The following is a 17,954-nucleotide window of genomic DNA, read 5'->3' as shown; positions in this document are numbered from 1 at the left end:
TAAAGGATGAAAAATATAACTTGCGAATGTGGTCATGTTAATCCCGAAGGAACGCATCTATGTGAAAAATGTGGACGACCTCTTACAGAAGAAGAAAAAAATCAAAAGATCGTTGATATGCGATATGAAGGAAGAGCGATTCGTTCGAAAACGTATAACAAAACAATTATCGATAAAATTTGGAACTTCTTCTCAAGTGTTAAAATTGGTGTCTCGTTAATTGTAATCACCTTGGTAGCAGCAGCTATTGGTACATTTTTACCTCAGGTTGTTTATGTAAATGTAATGCAAGGTGAAGATGTAAAACAAGCATACATCGACAACTATGGAACCTTTGGTAAAATCTATTATAACTTAGGGTTAACCGATATTTATAGTTCATGGTGGTTCCAAACATTAATCGGATTACTAGCTATTTCAATTATTGTTGCAAGCATAGACCGTGGCATTCCACTTTATAAATCGTTAAAAAACCAACGTGTAAAACGTCATGAAAGTTTCATGAAACGTCAACGGATTTTTGGTCAACAAGAGATGACTTCAGAACAAGCAGATGAATCATTAAATTTAGCTGAAAAGAAAATGAAAGAACTAAAATACAAAGTTCGCAGAGAAGATGGAGTCCTTCTTGCAGAAAAAGGCCGCTTTGCTCGTTCTGGTCCATATATCAATCATATAGGATTAATCATATTCCTCTTCGGTGTTATGTTGCGCTTGATGCCTGGTTTTTATATCGATGAATCATTATGGATTCGTGAAGGTGAAACTGAATCGATCCCAGGTATGGAAGGTTATTACCTACATAGTAATAAATTCACCTTCGAGACATACAAAAAAAATGAGCAAAAAAAAGAATTCAATCAATCCAAAGCTGCAGTCAACTCTGTAGCGAAAAATTATCAAACTGATGTTGTTTTATACAAAGCAAAAGACGTAAGTGTTGCAGGAGATACAAAAGATTTAAAAAAATTAGAAAAATACTCAATTAAAGTAAATGACCCACTGAAATATGATGGCTATGCACTTTACCAAATGGATTTCCGGTTAAATGAGCTCAAAGCAATGAATTTTAACTTAATCAATAAAAAAACAGGGAAATCTCTAGGCGAAGTGAATATAGATTTAGCAAATCCTAAAAAAGTATATGATTTAGGTAATAAAACAAAGGTAGAACTAAAAGGTTATTATCCAACATTCTCTGGATTTGATAATGGTGAGCCACAATCTGATTCACCAATACCAAACAATCCAGCATTTATCTTCAAAATGTATACACCTGAAACGCCAAAAGGTGAAACGAGTTTCGTTGCAATCAGACAAACTTTAGAACCACTTGGTACAACAAAATATAAAATGAAATTCGCAAATGTTGAAACACGTAATGTATCTGGGTTAACTATCCGGAAAGATAAGACACTTCCTGTTCTGGCACTTGGCGGTATAATCTTTATGATAGGTGTAGTTATGGGATCTTATTGGAGTCATCGTCGTTTATGGCTTCAAAAAACAAAAGATGGGCGCCTTTTATTGGCTGCACATACAAACAAAAACTGGTTTAGTATGAAAAAAGATTTAGACATAGTAACTGAATTTGCTCACCTACCCGTTTGGGTTGACCAACAGGATCAGGATAATCAAGAAGATCAAGAGAAAGAAAAGGAAGGTGACTATACTTTATGAGTTTAATTGATATTAGTAGCTCTTTACTATTTTTCGCATTTATCGCGTATTTAGTTGCTACGCTATTTTTTGGAGGAGCAGTTAAAGGTGCACAACAAGATGCATCTGTATCCAATAAAAAATGGGGTAAAATCGCGATTACAATTACGATCATTGGATTTATCGCTAATCTAGGTTATTTCGTTACGCGTTGGATTTATGCTGGACATGCACCAGTAAGTAATATGTTCGAGTTTACAACAGCATTTGGTATGTTTGTTGTCGGCGCATTTATCTTAATTTACTTTATTTATAAAGTACCTGCTCTGGGGCTATTTGCATTGCCGATTGCTATTTTAATCATTGCTTATGCAAGTATGTTCCCACGTGAAGTTAGTCCATTAATTCCTGCGCTTAAAAGTTATTGGTTATATATCCACGTTATAACTGCAGCGATTGGTGAGTCAATTTTAGCAATAAGTGCAGTTGCGGGTTTAATTTATTTGTTGAAAAAAGTTGATACAACTAAGCGTACAAAAAGTAGTATTTGGTTAGAAGTAGTAATGTATGCAGCAGTCTTAGTTATTGGTTTTGTAATCGTTTCATCAACGTTCAACTTAATGGGATATAAAGCAGATTTTACATATGTTGATAAAAACGGTGCACAACAAGAAATCACCTATAACAACCCAGCATTATTTGGTATGCACAAGTATGAACTAAAATCTCCAGGTAAAATGGAACCATTAGCAGAAGTACCTGCTGTTGTTAATGCAAAAAAATTAACAACTGTAGTTTGGTCTATTATTTTTGGTACTATATTATATGGTTTAATTCGATTAATCTTACGTAAACCAATTTCACGTATGGTACAACCACTTGCAAAACGAGCAAATGCACAATTATTAGACGAAATTGGTTATCGTTCAGTATTAATTGGTTTCCCAGTATTCACATTAGGGGCATTAATTTTTGCTATGATTTGGGCACAAGAAGCTTGGTCACGATTCTGGGGCTGGGATCCAAAAGAAGTATGGGCTTTAATTACTTGGTTATTTTACGCAGCTTTTCTTCACTTACGTTTATCAAAAGGTTGGCAAGGTGAAAAATCTGCATGGCTTGCTGTAATTGGCTTTGTCATTATTATGTTCAACCTTGTAGCAGTTAACTTAATCATCGCAGGTTTACACTCATATGCAGGATAACGAATTACGAATAAAAGTCTTTTCCTTGATATGAGGGAAAGGCTTTTCTTTTCTTTTCATTTTTTATTACTGATTGTACAATAAATATATAGAATACTGGGAGGCATAATTGTGACTGAACAAATTTCGATTTTAGTGGTAGATGACGAAGATCGTATTCGTCGTTTATTAAAAATGTATTTAGAACGAGAAGGCTATGAAGTAGAAGAAGCAGAAAATGGTGAACAAGCAGTAGAAAAGGCTCTGGTTAATGATTATCATTGTATTCTTCTAGATATCATGATGCCAGAGAAAGATGGTTTAGAAGCTTGTGAAGAGATTCGTAACCAAAAAACAACGCCTATTATATTACTAACTGCTAAGGGTGAAGAGGCAAATAGAGTACAGGGATTTGAAAGTGGCGCTGATGATTATATTGTAAAACCATTTAGCCCAAGAGAAGTAGTATTACGCGTGAAAGCTATTTTACGTCGTTCTGCTGCATTTTCGCCGATTTCCGTTTCATCATCTTCTAAAGACTTAGTGGTATTCCCACATTTAACTATTGATCATGATGCACATCGTGTTTCTGCTGATGGAGTAGAAGTAAATTTAACACCAAAAGAATATGAATTACTATATTTCTTAGCAAAGGCACCTGATAAAGTATTTGATCGCGAGCAATTATTAAAAGAAGTGTGGCATTATGACTTCTTCGGAGATTTAAGGACTGTTGATACGCATGTAAAACGTTTACGAGAAAAACTAAATCGTGTATCTGAAAATGCGGCAAAAATGATTGTAACAGTATGGGGCGTTGGTTATAAATTTGAGGTAGTCAATGACTAGAATATGGAACAGTGTTGTCGGGAAGCTATGGGTAACCATTTTGCTTCTCGTTTCATTTGTATTATTTGTTTTTACAGTATTAATGTTAGAATTTCTATCTAAATACCATGCCCAACAATCCGAGGCATTACTTCGCCAAGAAGCGACTACAATTGCAAGGATTGTAGATGATCATGAGTCAATAGCATCCACAAAATCGATTATCAGCGATATTTTGAGTGATGAAACTAATGCAGTAATCGTTGATAAAACAGGTAAATTAGCATTTTCACTTCAAGAAGGTCTAAACCAAGATAAGATTAAGGATAAAATTATTGGTGAAAAATCATTTAATCAAGTTTTTACTTCAAATAAACCGGTAGTCAAAGAAATGATGCTACCATCATCAACTGAAAAGGATCATGTAGAATCCTATATAGTTATGGCCTTTCCATTAAATGCTCATAAAATGAATCATGGTGTTGTTTTTATTTATCAAAGTCCTGATGCAATACATCGTACAACAAATGAGACAACAAAAATTGTCTTTTTAGCTGCAGCGATTGCGTTTATACTAACAACTTTCTTTGCTTTCTTTTTATCAACTCGAATCACATCTCCATTACGTAAAATGCGAGAGGCTGCTTTCGAGTTAGCAAAAGGAAACTTCGATAAAAAAGTTCCTGTATTACAAAATGATGAAATTGGTCAATTAGGCACTGCATTTAACCAAATGGGGCGTCAATTAAAGCATCATATGGAAGTTATAAATCAAGAAAAAGAACAACTTTCAAGCATTCTGACATCTATGACAGATGCTGTGATAACATTCAACAGTGATCGTACAGTCATATTAAGTAATCCACCAGCAGAGTTATTATTACAAAAATGGTTTATCAATAAAGGCTCTGATAGTGAACGTCCAATTCCTCGAGAAATTTTTCATATGTTAGAGCATGTGATTGACTTGGAAGAAGAATTACGGGAAGAACTTGAGTTGGATGGCACGTATTTCTTGATTTCAATTAGTCCACTTTATAGCGGAGATTCTGTACGGGGAGCCGTTGCCGTATTACGAGATAAAACGGAAGAACATCGCTTAGACAAGCTTCGATCAGATTTTATCGCTAATGTATCACATGAATTACGAACCCCTATAGCAATGTTACAAGGTTATAGTGAAGCCATTATAGATGATGTTGTATCAAGTGAAGATGAACGTAATGAAATGATACGTATTATTTATGACGAGTCTCAACGTATGGGACGACTTGTAACCGATTTACTAGATCTTGCTCGTATGGAATCTGGTAATATCACTTTATATAAAGATTTAGTACCTATCACACCTGTATTTGAACGAATTACCCAAAAATTTGTTCAGGCTGCAAAGGAAAAAAATATTGAGTTGACCTATTCATCTACTTTCGATGAATCAATACGAATTAGTATAGATGAAGATCGAATTGAACAAGTATTAACGAACTTGATAGATAATGCTATTCGTCATACTGGGCAAAATGGAAGTGTACAAGTAATTGTGGATCAACAAGTTACTTATGCGCGAATTCAAGTAAAAGATAACGGTGCAGGAATTCCAAAAGAAGACTTAGAGTATGTATTTGAACGTTTCTATAAGGCAGATAAAGCAAGAACAAGAGGTAAAGGTGGTACTGGTTTGGGACTTGCTATAGCCAAGAATATTGTGGAGGCACATAAAGGGCGTATTAAAGTTGAAAGTGAAGTAGATAAGGGGACAAACTTTATTTTTTATTTACCCCTTGAAATACAACAAGAAAAATCAAAAGTCTAAAGTTGGGATGTAGGATGTCAAATAATCTTTTATAAGATTTTTTGGCATCCTCTTTGTATTCAATTCATCTATACTTAATTTAAAAGTGTTCTATATTTATAGAAATACCAAATTTTTCTATAGAAAATAAGTATAAAACCTTTACAAAGCGCTATTTTTTTTATATAGTTACATTGTATAAAAAAATCATATTGATTCATCTTCGGGGCAGGGTGAAATTCCCGATCGGCGGTATTAGAGATTAATGCGTTACTCTTAAGCCCGCGAGCCGTAAGGCAGGACTTGGTGAGATTCCAAGGCCGACAGTATAGTCTGGATGGGAGAAGGTGAAGGTACGGTCGTCTATTTACTATATATTTTATTTATAGTACTGATGGACGCTTATTTGACTATGCCTAATTCTCCCTTAAGCTGTTAAAGCTTGAGGGTTTTTTTGCATATTATAGGTTCCGGACCTTTCCTCTTTTTGAAGTGAATCGGCAAAAGGAGAGAAAACAATGAAAAACACAAAATTACAAAAGATGGTCTCAATCGGGATGTTAAGTAGTATATCATTTGTATTAATGATTTTTAATTTCCCATTACCTCCATTTCCCAGCTTTTTAGAAGTCGATTTTAGTGATGTACCAGCTATTATGGCTGCAATTACGATGGGTCCAGTAGCAGGAATCGTTGTTGAATTTATTAAAAACATATTAAACTGGTTCTATGTAGGTAGTCCGACAGGTGTTCCAGTAGGACAAATTGCAAACTTTACAACAGGTATTCTATTTATCATGCCTGTATACTTCATATATAAACGTTTATCAAGTGCAAAAGGTTTAACAACAGGTCTAGTTATTGGTACATTAACAATGGCAGTTGGTATGAGTGTATTGAATTATTACCTTTTTATGCCAATGTATAATTATTTCTTAAATGTACCAACTGAAACAGGTATAGCTCTTAGAAATTCAATTGTTACAGGTATTTTACCTTTCAATATAATAAAAGGAATTATAATTACTGCAATTATGCTATTACTATTCTCAAGTTTAAAAAAATGGATTGTGAAACAACGTAAACAATTTATAAATGAATAAAATATTTAGATTAAAAGGCTATCCTTTAAGGATAGCCTTTTTGATTAGTGTTCTTGCCAGCCTTTAGGATGTATTTCTTCAAAAAGATTGTCAGTAGATTATTAAAATATATGAGTAAGTCAATGTTATAAATGTTTTTCTAGTATAAAAATACGATTGCATTTCCGAGGCCTCCCCATTTTCTGCTTCAAAGACAATGTTCTACTAGATATGGCATATAATAAGGCTCATATATGTTCGTGTTTTATATCAAACATTTTTTATTTATTTCCCGGGAAAGAATAATTCCGAAAAATAAAATAAGTTACCTTGGATGGTTTAATGTTATATTCAAAGAATTTATTTTTTAGGCTTTGTTAAAAGATATTGTTGATTTTATAGCATTTTAATTGAATGAAAGGCGCTGAATCCTGCGGGAAAGTGATCTCCTGTAACGCAACTGATGAAATATCAACAGCATTATTAATCAAAGCCATTTTTTGAATGTGAACTGTTTCCTCATTTACTAGGCAAGATTTTTGCAAATTACTATGATTACATATATAATTTGTTAGATATTTTATGTATTGAAGCATAAAATCTGCAATGATAATTTTCGATTTTAGTAACTGAAATTAGAGTCTATCTCAAATATCTTGCAAATATTATAGGATAGGTGGATAAATATGAATTATAGAGTTTTACTTTATTATTTTTACACAAAAATTGATGATCCCGAAAGATTTGCAACAGAGCATTTAGCTTATTGTAAATCATTAGAATTAAAAGGTCGTATTTTAATAGCATCTGAAGGTATAAATGGAACAATTTCAGGTACGGTGGAGCAAACGAATAGTTATATGGAATATATGAAGGTAGATCCTTTATTTGAAGGAATTGTTTTTAAAATAGACGAGGTAGAAGGTCATGCTTTCAAGAAAATGCATGTACGCCCTAAAAAAGAATTAGTTAACTTTGAATTAGAAGAAGATATAAATCCACATGAATTGACGGGTACTTACTTAGAACCTGCTGAATTTTATCAAAAAATGAAAGAAGACAATACAGTTATTATCGATGCACGAAATACGTATGAATATGATTTAGGTCATTTTAGAGGAGCGATTAGACCAGATATTCAAACATTTCGTGAACTACCAGAGTGGATACACGAAAACAAAGAACAATTTGAAGGGAAACAAATTCTAACATATTGTACTGGGGGTATCCGTTGTGAAAAATTCTCAGGTTGGATGAAGCGAGAAGGATTCGAAAATGTTAACCAACTCCATGGTGGCATTGTCACATACGGAAAAGATGAAGTGGCAAAAGGACAATTATGGGACGGCCAATGTTATGTCTTTGATGAACGAATCGCTGTACCCGTTAACCAGGTTGAACATGTTATTGTGGGCCATGACCATTTTGACGGGGAACCATGTGAACGTTATATTAACTGTGCAAACCCGGAATGTAATAAGCAAATCCTATGTACTGAGGAAAATGAACAAAAATATTTAGGTGGTTGTACACATGAATGTAGAGTGCACCCACGTAATCGATATATTGCTCGCAATCACTTATCTGAAAAAGAAGTAAAAGATCGATTAGCAGCTATTGGTGAAACAATCGACTAATGTAATTAGTAGGGCGAGCTAAGCAATGGGACTTAGTTCGCTTTTCTAATGACTATTTATGAGCTGGTTGAGAAGGGATAGAGAGTATGATTATACAAGGTAAATTACACCTTCAATTAATGAAGGGCCCGAGCCTATTATTCTTAGATGATGAACCACTAGCAAAAAAACTCAATCCTTATGACGGAAAGCAAGTGTTAGTAACTTTTAAATTGCCTAATGTTGAAAAAAAGGTAAATGGAATTGCTGGAATTTTTTATTTTGAAGGTAAAGATGGTTATGGTGGAGATAAATTTACAAATGACTTCGATATCGAAGAATTTGATTGTATTGAATGGTTATCTAATTTTGATGGTAATCAGGTGACTATTTTCATTGAGTAGTCCAATATAAAGTTTGATAAAGATGTTACAATATTTTCTATAAAATAGAACAAATCCTCTTCCGGAAATTTGCTGGAAGAGGATTTTCTTTAACTATCTTTGAAATAATCAAGAATGAATTGTTGGAATTGCTTAGTCGCTGGAGAGAGGAATCGACCTTCAGACCAAGCCATACCGATTACACGCTCAAGTTTTAAGTCGCTTATGTGTATTTTGGCAATCCTTTTTGGATTGAGTTCTTCGCCATCTGGTAAAATAGAAACGCCTAGTCCGGCGGCTACAAAACCAGCAACCGTTGCTACCTCATCTCCTTCGAAGGTAATCTTTGGGGCAAAGTGTGCTTTTTTGAATAAGCCATCTAATTGAACTCTTAACGCATACCCTTTTTTTAATAATATAAATGATTCATTTGCTAATTCTTTCATTGTAATTGTTCGATGTGTAGCTAAAGGATGCCAAATGGGTACGATAGCAAATAATTCTTCACGCCAAAGTTCTGTCCATTGAATCGGCTTTTCTGTTTCCATTTCAGCGATTAAGCATAAGTCGAGTTCGCCTGATTGCAGTTGCTTAAGCTGAAGATGGGTATGGTTTTGCTTCAAAGTAAAATGAATATCATGGTGTTGTTTTCTAAATTGCATGATTAAATCTGGTACGACATTTGTTCCGAGTGTATGTAAAAAGCCAAGAGAAACTTCGCCGTGGTTTGGGTCTACAATCTCTTGGATTTCATGCAGACCATCTTGATATTCACGCATTATGTTATGAACACGTTTCACGAATATTTCTCCATAACGATTTAAAATAATAGAGCGTCCTTGTCTCTCGAATAGAGGGACACCTAACTCGTCTTCTAAACGTGCAATTGAGCGGCTAAGTGCTGGTTGGGAAATTGACAATTGCTCAGCGGCTTTTGTCATATGTTGAATTCTCGCTAGTACTTGAAAGTATTCTAGCTGTTGCCATTCCATTAATAATTCTCTCCTTCAATCATGCCATTTTTGCATCATTTTGGTTCCAATCATAAAGAACAAACTTCTTTAAGTCAATAAAAAAACACTGTGGGATGATCCCCAGTGCTTATGACTGTACTTTCATAAATGTAACTGTTCTTTCATCTGAATCATACAAACACCATTCGCGGTTTTCAATGACAGAACCAACATTGACTCCATATTTTTTCTTCTTTAAATGAATTGGTTGTCCATATTGAAATTCCTTTTTATGCCCTTTTCTATAAAGCGCCGCATCGTGACTATGCCCGAAGAAAACGATAGGTGCTTCAATTTGTTCTAAAAATGGTTTCCAATCGGATGACCACTTAAATTGGTGGCCATGAATAATTTCTGCACCTTCAATTTCTAGTGATTCTGGTAAGGTCAAAAAAGTATCTAAACCTGTTACATTCATAATTCTTTCTTCCTGGTTTCCTCTAACAGATGGAAATTGCAATAATCGCGTGAATTCATCAGAAAGTTCGGCTGCTTCATCTAAAGTAATACCAACAATTTCTTTTGCTCTCTTTTTCCCAATTTTGCATTCATATAAATCGCCGAGTCCAATTATTGCAGCATTTTCAGCATTTGCATTAATATCGGCTAGTACAGCTTTTGTATCCGATACGCTGGAATGGAGATCGCCGAGTAGTGCATATTGCATAAGAACAGTCCTTTCATCCAAATATATGTAAGAGTTTATCACAAAAATAAACTGTTCGAAAAGATTTTGGCTGAAGGAAAATGTAGTATTATGTAGAACAAAAAATAATAATAACACATTATGACAAAAATGTAACAGCAATTACGCTTCTGTTAAAACAGGAGAAAAAGACTATACAAATATATGATTCATGCTATTATAAAATAGAATATAGAAACCGTACATAGAAAAAATTAATAGAAATGAGTTGAATTAGATTGAAAATGAGTTCAAAATGGAGTCGTTCAGCAATTGTTACTCTAGCACTAACTTGTGGCTTTATGTATACTGCTGAACCAATACAAGTAGATGCTAAAACATCAGCACAGATGATCCAAAAAAAAGCTGAAATTGATAATAAGATAGAAAAACTAAATAAAGAAATTAAAAAATTGCAAAAACAGCTCGACAAAAAGCAACAAGAATATGAAAAAACCGTAAATGAAATTGACAAAACAAATAAAGAAATTAACGAAACTGAAAAGAAAATTAAAGAACGTTCAGTAATCATTAATGATCGTTTAAAAGCATACCAAGGTCAAGATAATACATTAGATCCATATCTTGAAGCTGTTTTAGGTGCGGATAGTTTTTCAGATGGAATAAGTCGAGTTATTGCTGTTAAAACCGTTTTAGATGCAGACCAAGATTTAAGAAATGAAGACAAAGCAGACAAAGCAAAATTAGCAGATGAAAAACAAGCATTACAAGAAAAACAAGCAAAACTACAAAAACAATTCCAAGAAATGCAAGATGAAGAAAATCGTTTGGAAACCAAAAAAGTCGAAAATAAAGCAAAATCTTTAAAATTAAAAGAGCAAATTGCTACAAAAAAACAACAAGAAAAGCTTGAAAAAGAACGTAAAAAACGAGAAGCAGAAGCAAAACGTCTGAAAGCTTTACAAGAAAAACAGTTTATAGAAGCCAAAAAGTTGGAAAAAGCTTCTGTAAGTAAAACTAGTAATTCGATCCATACTGATAGTGTAGGTAATACTGGTAATGCTGGTAATGGTACAAGTGGTGCTAAAGTAACGGATAGTGATCAACAAGCACCTAGTGTTTCAGGATCAGGCTCTGCAAAAAGCGCAATTGCCGAAGCAAGCAAATACCTAGGACGCGCATATGTTTGGGGAGGAAGTAATCCATCAACTGGCTTTGACTGCTCTGGTTTAACTCAATGGTCATTTAAACAAGCTGGTGTATCACTTCCTCGTACAGCAGCACAACAATATTTGGCAACACAAAAAGTAAGTGCAAGTGAAGCAAAAGCTGGAGATTTAGTGTTCTTTAGTTATGGCTCCGGTGTAGCGCATGTTGGGATCTACCTAGGTGGCGGAAGAATGCTTGATGCACAAAATAATGGTGTTGTTGTGGAATCACTAGACTGGTGGAATAAATACCTAGTTGGCTACGGTCGAATTTCTGGTGTAAACTAGTAATCTTTCTTTATATTAATAGTAAAAAGCCTTCTCTTCGAAGGCTTTTTCTTTTTGCATCATTATATAAAATGAGAAGTAGTTTTTTGTAAACGTAACTTCAATGAACATTCCATTCTTCTTTAAACGAATGGTGTTTAAGCTCTGTTAATTCACTGCAGAGTACTACGGAAAAAGCTTGAAGGAACGTAGTGGCTTAGGAGATTGAAGACAAGCCTGGGAAGGCATATGCAAAAAAATGTTATTTTATGATGGTTCACAAAATAGACATAACTCAGTTGTTATTGCTAAACTAATAATGGATATTTTGTACAATATAGAAATTTGAAAATAGGAAAATACAATGTAATATAAGATGTTTGGATTGTTCCCTAATTAAGGTAAAGTGTTGAATAAATGCAACTTATACATGATCAATAGAAGTGATTATAACTTATGAATGTTATTAGAGGAGGAAAATAGATGTCATTATTGAAAAAATTAAAAATGAAGTATCCTATTATACAAGCGCCAATGGCTGGCGTTACAACTCCCGAAATGGTTATAGAAAGTGCAAATGCAGGGATATTAGGTTCAATAGGTGCAGGATATTTAAGCGCTGAAGTTACGAGAGCATTTATAAAAAAAGTAAAAGAAGCAACAACAAAACCTTTTGCTGTAAATTTATTTGTACCAAACGAAGTGGATACTACAAAAGAAGAACTAGAAGAAGCCTATAATGTGTTAAAACCCTATCGAAAAAAATTAATGATTCCAGATGAAGGTGCTCTTCTATCAACATCTGATATTGATGCTCAAATAGATGTCATAATTGAAGAAAATGTAAAAGTATGCTCATTCACTTTTGGATTGCCTACTGATGCTATAGTAAAAAAACTTCAACAACATGGAATCTATACAATCGGAACTGCGACAACTGTTGGGGAAGCGATATTAGTGCAAGAACATGGTTTAGATGCAGTTGTAATGCAGGGAGAAGAAGCAGGTGGTCATCGTGGTTCGTTTATTGACCCGGAAGAATTAGTTTCTTTACATGATTTACTTGAAGGCGTAAGAGGGAAAGTAACCATTCCTGTGATTGCAGCAGGGGGGATTGCTACGAAAGACCAAATTCAAGCAGCATTAGAAGCAGGTGCGGAGGCTGTTCAGGTTGGGACAGCATTTCTGGTAAGTGAAGAAAGCGGAGCACCTGAAATCCATAAACAACAAATTTTAAGAGCTGAAGAAGATATAACAGCTTTAACAAAAGTATATTCAGGTAAATTAGCAAGAGGTATTGAAAATGATTTTATGATTTTCATGGAAGGCAATAAAATTGCTCCTTACCCATACCAGAATGATCTAACTATGAGTATTCGTAGAAGAGCTCAGGAATTAGATATCTATAGCCTGATGGCAATGTGGGCTGGACGGAATTTACATTTAGTTGAAGCTGGGTCTGTACAAGAAATTGTTGACCATTTAACAAAATAAAATAGAAAAAAAGGAAAGGCAAATGATGCGTTTTGCCTTTCCTTTTTAAATGAATTTCAGTTTTGAAATCTTATACACCCATAATATTATAGCCGCCATCTACATAAATCACTTCTCCAGTAACTCCACTAGATAATTGACTTAGCATAACAACAGTCATATTGGCAACTTCTTCATTAGTAACATTACGTTTAAGTGGTGCAGTTTCTTCCATTTTGTTTAAAATCTGATTGAAAGAAGGCACACCTTTTGCTGCTAGTGTTTTAATTGCACCTGCAGAGATGGCGTTTACACGAATACCATCAGCACCAACATCAGAAGCCAAGTATCTTACAGAAGCTTCTAGAGCTGCTTTTGCAACACCCATTACATTATAACCTTCAAGAACTCGTTCAGCACCTAAGTAAGACATTGTAACGATTGAACCGCCTTCTGTCATATAAGGTCTTGCAGCGTTAGCAACAGCAATTAATGAGTAAGCACTCGTATCTTGTGCAAATGCGTAACCTTCACGAGATGTTTCAATAAAACGATTTTTTAAGTCTTCTGCATGTGCAAATGCAACTGAGTGAACAATTCCATGAATTGTACCAACTTTTTCACCAATTTCTTGGAATGCTTGTTGAATACTTTCATCACTATTTACATCACATTGCACCACAAGTGGTTGCATATCTTCATACTTAGCAAGTTGTTTTTCTAATTTCATTAAAGAGCGTTCTTTACGATATGTGAATATAACGTTAGCGCCAACTGTCATTAATGCTTTAGCAATACCCCAAGCAATACTACGATCATTTGCAACGCCCATTACCACGATATTTTTGTCTTTTAATTGTAATAAATTATCCATAATAGCCTCCTGTAATAGTTACTATTAGTACCTGATACTAAAATAGTACCTTATACAGAGGGAGATTGCAATAAGGAAATTACTCATTAGACATAGCATTAAATTGATTCATTAAAAGTTAATTCAAGAAATCAATACGGAATGATTTAAATTTGTTTAAAATGGTATTAGATATAATAGAATCAATTTTTACAAAACAAAAAGCGCATAGGGAAATTAATCATTCACCCATGCACTTCTTGATTAGTCTAGCTAACAATATGACTATTCGTATTTTAGAGGATCGCCTTCGAAAGATTCATCTGCTACTTTAATAGAGTCAGTTGGGCAGCCTTCAAATGCATCTTCCATGTCTTCCATTAAATCTTCTGGAACTTCAGCAGTCCCCATGTTATTATCTAAAATAACGAAGGCAATGCCTTCATCGTCATAGTCATAAATATCTGGCGCTGCAGCCCCACATGCGCCACAAGCGATACAAGTATCTTTATCAACAATGGTAAATTTCGCCATTCTACTTCTCTCCTTTTACTTTCAATCCCAATAGCTTCTTTTTCATTCTAAAACGCTTTTCCTCACATTTCAACCTAAATTACTTTTTATCGGAGGAATATCGATGTATTTACAGCAATTATTGTTACATATTTTCCAAAAATTCAATGGTCAGCGTTCAGAATCAGCGGCATATTATTTATTACGTGGAAAGCGCTCAGGGCAAACTATTCAAGATGTAGGGACATTTGGACTGCAACCATATTTTTGTATTATCCCAAAACTTTCGAAAAATAATTTTGATGAAGCGTTTGAACAATTAATTGAAAATGGCTGGGTTTTTTATGATGAAAAACAAATGCTTCAACTCACGCGAAGAGGAGAAGGTATTTTAGAAAAATCATCTAGTTATGACTTTAACGGTTGGTTTTTTAGAGGAAATGAACATATCTTCTTTAAGCGCTTATCATTGATTGTTCAAACATTATCACATATTCATGCGGAAGATTGGCGTTTTATTCCCATACAAAAAGAGGAAGAAATCCAAATTTGGGTTAAAAGATTTTTAATAGGTCATTCCTATAAACAATCTACATTTCACTTGCGGTTAAGAGATGAAATCGAAGCTTCTATGAATCAATTAGAAATAAGAGATCAATCAAAGCAAATAATGATGCTACGTCTAACAGGATATCAGCTTACAGGATGGACTTGGCAGCAGCTTGCATTTGAATTTGATTGCTCAGAATTAGATGTACAATTGATGTTTGTTGAATTTTTACATACGTGGCTTGATTATCTTTCAGTTTATGGAGAACAATTCCCTTTATTATTTCAGCTTACTGAGAATATTCGAATTGAAGTTTTACTAACAGATTCAACTAAGAAAACAGCAGAGCTATATGAAAAAGGATATTCACTAGAGCAAATTTCTTATATGCGACATTTAAAAATCAGTACCATTGAAGATCATTTTGTTGAGATGGCAATGACAAATTCACAATTTCCTCTTGTTCAATTTATACATGAAGAGGATGTTCAAAAAGTATTGCAAGTACTCAATGAAACGGGAAGTAAAAGATTAAAGTTAATACGAGAACAACTTCCACAATTATCTTATTTTCAAATTCGTTTAGTCATTGCTGCAAAGGGAGGAAAATAAAATGGTAGAGTTGGAGCAATTATTACAGCAACATTTTGGCTATACAACATTTCGAACTGGCCAAAAAGAAGTGATTGAAGCCGTAATAGCAGGCGAAGATGTTATCGCTCTTCTTCCAACGGGAATGGGGAAATCACTTTGTTATCAACTTCCTGGCTATATTTTAGATGGTCCAGTATTAATCATTTCTCCGTTACTTTCTCTCATGCAAGACCAAGTAGAACAACTAAAAGGCTTCGGAGAAAAACGGGTGATTGCATTGAATTCTTTTTTGCAAGGTAATGAGAAGCGATTAGCTTTGCAAAACCTTAACAGTTATCGATTCATCTTTACATCACCAGAAATGCTTGCAACGCAGATGATTCAAAATACTTTTCAAAATATCCAATTTTCTTTAATAGTTGTAGACGAGGCACATTGTATTTCGCAATGGGGATTTGATTTCCGCCCAGACTATTTAAAAATAATGGAATGGATTCCAAAATCACAACGACCACCTATACTAGCGTTAAGTGCAACAGCAACAAAAACGGTTGTTAATGATATAAAAGCATATTTAAATATGCTTAATCCATTTGAATACATTCATTCTGTGGAAAGAGCTAATCTCCACTATGATGTAGTAAAAACTCAATCGATTGAAGAAAAATTTTCATGGATTATCGAACATATTAAGCAATCTGAAGGTCCAGGAATTATTTATTCTCAATCAAGGAAAAAGACAGTAGCCTATGCAGAAGCTTTAACGGGTAATCATATTCGAGCTGCAGCATATCATGCTGGGATGGGACCTGAAGATCGTCAATTTATACAGCAACAGTTTTTATCAGGTGAATTAGAATGGATTTGTGCCACAACTGCTTTTGGTATGGGTGTACATAAAGAAAATGTACGCCAAGTACTTCACGATCATATACCTGCTACGATGGCTAACTATATGCAAGAGGTTGGAAGGGCTGGACGTGATGGCAAAACTGCATTGGCGATTTTAGTGTATACCCCAAGAGATGAAGAATACACGCAATATGTAGTAACAGAAGATTTACCGGAGGAATTTCATGTTGAACTATTTAAAGAATATGTAAGTCGTGGAGAAAACCCTAAAAAGATGATTGATTTACAACAGATAAATGAAACGGGGTATCGCGTACTTTCTTATTGGATGGAACAGTTACCTGCAGAAGAAGTAGTTCAAAAATTAGATTATCTAAAACAGCAAAAAATAGAGCAAATCTTTCAAGTGGCGGCATTTGTAAAAGGAGAGCATTGTATGCGAGAGCGATTGGTTGCGTATTTTGATCAAAAGTTGGAACAAAAACCGACAAATTGCTGTCATTATTGTGGAGTGAATTATGATGAAATTATTAATAAACGAAGTTCTTTAAGTGAATATAAAGAACTTCCCGAATGGGAAGAAAGACTGTATGCAATACTTCCATAGTTACAACTGAACGTATATTTACATTTAACTAGTAATTCGTCATAATAATGTTGAGTAATATCAAAATGGGGGAATATAGATGTCTCAAGAAGATTATCGTGAGAAAATTGAGGAACATCGACAAGCTATTAATATTGAGCCTGAACAAGAGACAAATCCTTCGAGAATGACTAGAAGACAGCATCATGGCAATCAGAATAAGAAAAAGCAGAAAAAAAATCGCAATAATAAATTACTAACGGTTTTAGCTATTATTTTTATCTTAATTCCAGTGTCAATGCTTGTATACTTCGGTTGTTTTGCTAATCAAAAAAATAGCAATAAAACGGAGATTGATCATGGTGGAGTTCAAATAGAAACGAACGAAGATAACCTATCAAAAAAGGCTATAAAAACTTCAAGTAACGAAGAAAAGAAATTAACGGCTGAAGAAAAAGCAAAAAAAGAAAAGGCTGAGAAACTAGCTGCCGAAAAGAAGGCTGCAAAAGAAAAAGTAGCACAAGAGAAAGCTGCACAAGCTGAGAAAGAAGCAGCGCAGGCAAAGGAAAAGCAACAACAAATTTATAACAAGGCGAAAGCTGAAGGACGTCTGTATAATGTCAAACAAGGTGAAACAATTGAAAGTATAGCAATTGACTTCTATGGTAGTGATGCTGGTATTGCCATTATTAAGGAAGCAAATGGCATTACAGGAGATAGCATCCCTCCGGGTTCAACAATTGCGATTCCTGCACTATAAGCATAAACAGGTATGTGAAATAGAACACATGCCTGTTTTTTTATTGTTCGTAAGCGTATAATATACAATTATGATAATTCGACAACATCTCTTAA

Annotated in this window: 16 protein-coding genes and 1 riboswitch; of the genes, 12 read left to right on the top strand and 4 right to left on the bottom strand. The window is 34.3% G+C overall.

Annotated features, from left to right (window positions below; genetic code table 11):
* The first annotated feature begins 6 nt into the window (after nucleotides 1-6).
* The 7 genes from resB to ACIQ4I_RS05250 all read left to right on the top strand — a co-directional run bounded on the left by resB (nucleotide 7) and on the right by ACIQ4I_RS05250 (nucleotide 8,565).
* Nucleotides 7-1,680, top strand: a complete 1,674-nt coding sequence (gene resB / locus ACIQ4I_RS05280) for a cytochrome c biogenesis protein ResB (RefSeq protein ID WP_403093664.1) — start codon at nucleotides 7-9, stop codon at nucleotides 1,678-1,680.
* Nucleotides 1,677-2,864 (top strand): c-type cytochrome biogenesis protein CcsB, encoded by a 1,188-nt coding sequence (gene ccsB / locus ACIQ4I_RS05275; RefSeq protein ID WP_403093662.1) that lies wholly within the window; start codon nucleotides 1,677-1,679, stop codon nucleotides 2,862-2,864. Before resB ends, ccsB begins: the two co-directional genes overlap by 4 nt.
* Before the next feature lie 111 nt (nucleotides 2,865-2,975).
* Nucleotides 2,976-3,692, top strand: a complete 717-nt coding sequence (locus tag ACIQ4I_RS05270) for a response regulator transcription factor (RefSeq protein WP_403093659.1) — start codon at nucleotides 2,976-2,978, stop codon at nucleotides 3,690-3,692.
* Complete coding sequence (locus ACIQ4I_RS05265) at nucleotides 3,685-5,484, top strand: ATP-binding protein (RefSeq protein ID WP_403093657.1); 1,800 nt, start codon at nucleotides 3,685-3,687, stop codon at nucleotides 5,482-5,484. Before ACIQ4I_RS05270 ends, ACIQ4I_RS05265 begins: the two co-directional genes overlap by 8 nt.
* 194 nt (nucleotides 5,485-5,678) lie before the next feature.
* Nucleotides 5,679-5,816: riboswitch (FMN riboswitch) on the top strand.
* A gap of 165 nt (nucleotides 5,817-5,981) precedes the next feature.
* Entirely contained in the window at nucleotides 5,982-6,566 is a 585-nt protein-coding gene (locus ACIQ4I_RS05260; protein ID WP_403093654.1) for an ECF transporter S component, read from the top strand.
* Between the two features lie 665 nt (nucleotides 6,567-7,231).
* The gene (gene trhO / locus ACIQ4I_RS05255; RefSeq protein WP_403093652.1) at nucleotides 7,232-8,182 is read left to right on the top strand and encodes an oxygen-dependent tRNA uridine(34) hydroxylase TrhO; all 951 of its coding nucleotides are present in this window, start codon (nucleotides 7,232-7,234) and stop codon (nucleotides 8,180-8,182) included.
* Nucleotides 8,183-8,268: 86 nt separating this feature from the next.
* Nucleotides 8,269-8,565 (top strand): hypothetical protein, encoded by a 297-nt coding sequence (locus tag ACIQ4I_RS05250; RefSeq protein ID WP_403093649.1) that lies wholly within the window; start codon nucleotides 8,269-8,271, stop codon nucleotides 8,563-8,565.
* Nucleotides 8,566-8,654: 89 nt separating this feature from the next.
* Here the strand turns inward: ACIQ4I_RS05250 and ACIQ4I_RS05245 are convergent, their stop codons facing one another.
* Nucleotides 8,655-9,536: a LysR family transcriptional regulator gene (locus ACIQ4I_RS05245; RefSeq protein ID WP_403093646.1), complete on the bottom strand. Its 882-nt coding sequence runs from the start codon at nucleotides 9,534-9,536 to the stop codon at nucleotides 8,655-8,657.
* A 109-nt stretch (nucleotides 9,537-9,645) separates the two neighbouring features.
* Nucleotides 9,646-10,224: a metallophosphoesterase family protein gene (locus ACIQ4I_RS05240; protein WP_403093644.1), complete on the bottom strand. Its 579-nt coding sequence runs from the start codon at nucleotides 10,222-10,224 to the stop codon at nucleotides 9,646-9,648.
* A gap of 263 nt (nucleotides 10,225-10,487) precedes the next feature.
* On the opposite strand from ACIQ4I_RS05240, the gene ACIQ4I_RS05235 reads away from it, so the two are divergent.
* Both ACIQ4I_RS05235 and ACIQ4I_RS05230 read left to right on the top strand, forming a co-directional pair.
* A complete protein-coding gene (locus ACIQ4I_RS05235) occupies nucleotides 10,488-11,699 on the top strand; it encodes a C40 family peptidase (RefSeq protein ID WP_403093641.1) in 1,212 nt (403 codons plus the stop codon).
* A 462-nt stretch (nucleotides 11,700-12,161) separates the two neighbouring features.
* On the top strand, nucleotides 12,162-13,172 hold the full coding sequence (locus ACIQ4I_RS05230; RefSeq protein ID WP_403093638.1) for an NAD(P)H-dependent flavin oxidoreductase: 1,011 nt from the start codon (nucleotides 12,162-12,164) through the stop codon (nucleotides 13,170-13,172).
* Between the two features lie 70 nt (nucleotides 13,173-13,242).
* Here the strand turns inward: ACIQ4I_RS05230 and ACIQ4I_RS05225 are convergent, their stop codons facing one another.
* Together ACIQ4I_RS05225 and ACIQ4I_RS05220 are read right to left on the bottom strand one after the other, a co-directional pair.
* Nucleotides 13,243-14,025: an enoyl-ACP reductase FabI gene (locus tag ACIQ4I_RS05225; RefSeq protein ID WP_403093635.1), complete on the bottom strand. Its 783-nt coding sequence runs from the start codon at nucleotides 14,023-14,025 to the stop codon at nucleotides 13,243-13,245.
* Nucleotides 14,026-14,289: 264 nt separating this feature from the next.
* Entirely contained in the window at nucleotides 14,290-14,538 is a 249-nt protein-coding gene (locus tag ACIQ4I_RS05220) for a ferredoxin (protein ID WP_397537643.1), read from the bottom strand.
* A 103-nt stretch (nucleotides 14,539-14,641) separates the two neighbouring features.
* On the opposite strand from ACIQ4I_RS05220, the gene ACIQ4I_RS05215 reads away from it, so the two are divergent.
* The 3 genes from ACIQ4I_RS05215 (at nucleotide 14,642) to ACIQ4I_RS05205 (ending at nucleotide 17,859) form a co-directional block, all read left to right on the top strand.
* The gene (locus ACIQ4I_RS05215) at nucleotides 14,642-15,679 is read left to right on the top strand and encodes a YpbB family protein (RefSeq protein WP_403093632.1); all 1,038 of its coding nucleotides are present in this window, start codon (nucleotides 14,642-14,644) and stop codon (nucleotides 15,677-15,679) included.
* 1 nt (nucleotide 15,680) lies between these two features.
* On the top strand, nucleotides 15,681-17,120 hold the full coding sequence (locus tag ACIQ4I_RS05210) for a RecQ family ATP-dependent DNA helicase (protein WP_403093629.1): 1,440 nt from the start codon (nucleotides 15,681-15,683) through the stop codon (nucleotides 17,118-17,120).
* A 79-nt stretch (nucleotides 17,121-17,199) separates the two neighbouring features.
* Nucleotides 17,200-17,859 carry a LysM peptidoglycan-binding domain-containing protein gene (locus ACIQ4I_RS05205; protein WP_403093627.1) on the top strand — a complete coding sequence of 220 codons (660 nt, stop codon included), beginning with the start codon at nucleotides 17,200-17,202 and terminating at the stop codon, nucleotides 17,857-17,859.
* Nucleotides 17,860-17,954 lie beyond the last annotated feature (95 nt).

It is taken from the genome of Rummeliibacillus sp. NPDC094406 (assembly GCF_044763875.1).
In the GTDB taxonomy this organism is placed as follows: domain Bacteria; phylum Bacillota; class Bacilli; order Bacillales_A; family Planococcaceae; genus Rummeliibacillus.
This window is presented reverse-complemented; position numbering and strand designations above follow the sequence as displayed.

Excerpts from the sequence above, each read along its gene's own strand:
- resB (WP_403093664.1), top strand. The coding sequence starts at position 7 with ATGAAAAATATAACTTGCGAATGTGGTCATGTTAATCCCGAAGGAACG.
- ccsB (WP_403093662.1), top strand. The coding sequence starts at position 1,677 with ATGAGTTTAATTGATATTAGTAGCTCTTTACTATTTTTCGCATTTATC.
- ACIQ4I_RS05265 (WP_403093657.1), top strand. The coding sequence starts at position 3,685 with ATGACTAGAATATGGAACAGTGTTGTCGGGAAGCTATGGGTAACCATT.
- ACIQ4I_RS05260 (WP_403093654.1), top strand. The coding sequence starts at position 5,982 with ATGAAAAACACAAAATTACAAAAGATGGTCTCAATCGGGATGTTAAGT.
- trhO (WP_403093652.1), top strand. The coding sequence starts at position 7,232 with ATGAATTATAGAGTTTTACTTTATTATTTTTACACAAAAATTGATGAT.
- ACIQ4I_RS05250 (WP_403093649.1), top strand. The coding sequence starts at position 8,269 with ATGATTATACAAGGTAAATTACACCTTCAATTAATGAAGGGCCCGAGC.
- ACIQ4I_RS05245 (WP_403093646.1), bottom strand. The coding sequence starts at position 9,536 with ATGGAATGGCAACAGCTAGAATACTTTCAAGTACTAGCGAGAATTCAA.
- ACIQ4I_RS05240 (WP_403093644.1), bottom strand. The coding sequence starts at position 10,224 with ATGCAATATGCACTACTCGGCGATCTCCATTCCAGCGTATCGGATACA.
- ACIQ4I_RS05235 (WP_403093641.1), top strand. The coding sequence starts at position 10,488 with ATGAGTTCAAAATGGAGTCGTTCAGCAATTGTTACTCTAGCACTAACT.
- ACIQ4I_RS05230 (WP_403093638.1), top strand. The coding sequence starts at position 12,162 with ATGTCATTATTGAAAAAATTAAAAATGAAGTATCCTATTATACAAGCG.
- ACIQ4I_RS05225 (WP_403093635.1), bottom strand. The coding sequence starts at position 14,025 with ATGGATAATTTATTACAATTAAAAGACAAAAATATCGTGGTAATGGGC.
- ACIQ4I_RS05220 (WP_397537643.1), bottom strand. The coding sequence starts at position 14,538 with ATGGCGAAATTTACCATTGTTGATAAAGATACTTGTATCGCTTGTGGC.
- ACIQ4I_RS05215 (WP_403093632.1), top strand. The coding sequence starts at position 14,642 with ATGTATTTACAGCAATTATTGTTACATATTTTCCAAAAATTCAATGGT.
- ACIQ4I_RS05210 (WP_403093629.1), top strand. The coding sequence starts at position 15,681 with ATGGTAGAGTTGGAGCAATTATTACAGCAACATTTTGGCTATACAACA.
- ACIQ4I_RS05205 (WP_403093627.1), top strand. The coding sequence starts at position 17,200 with ATGTCTCAAGAAGATTATCGTGAGAAAATTGAGGAACATCGACAAGCT.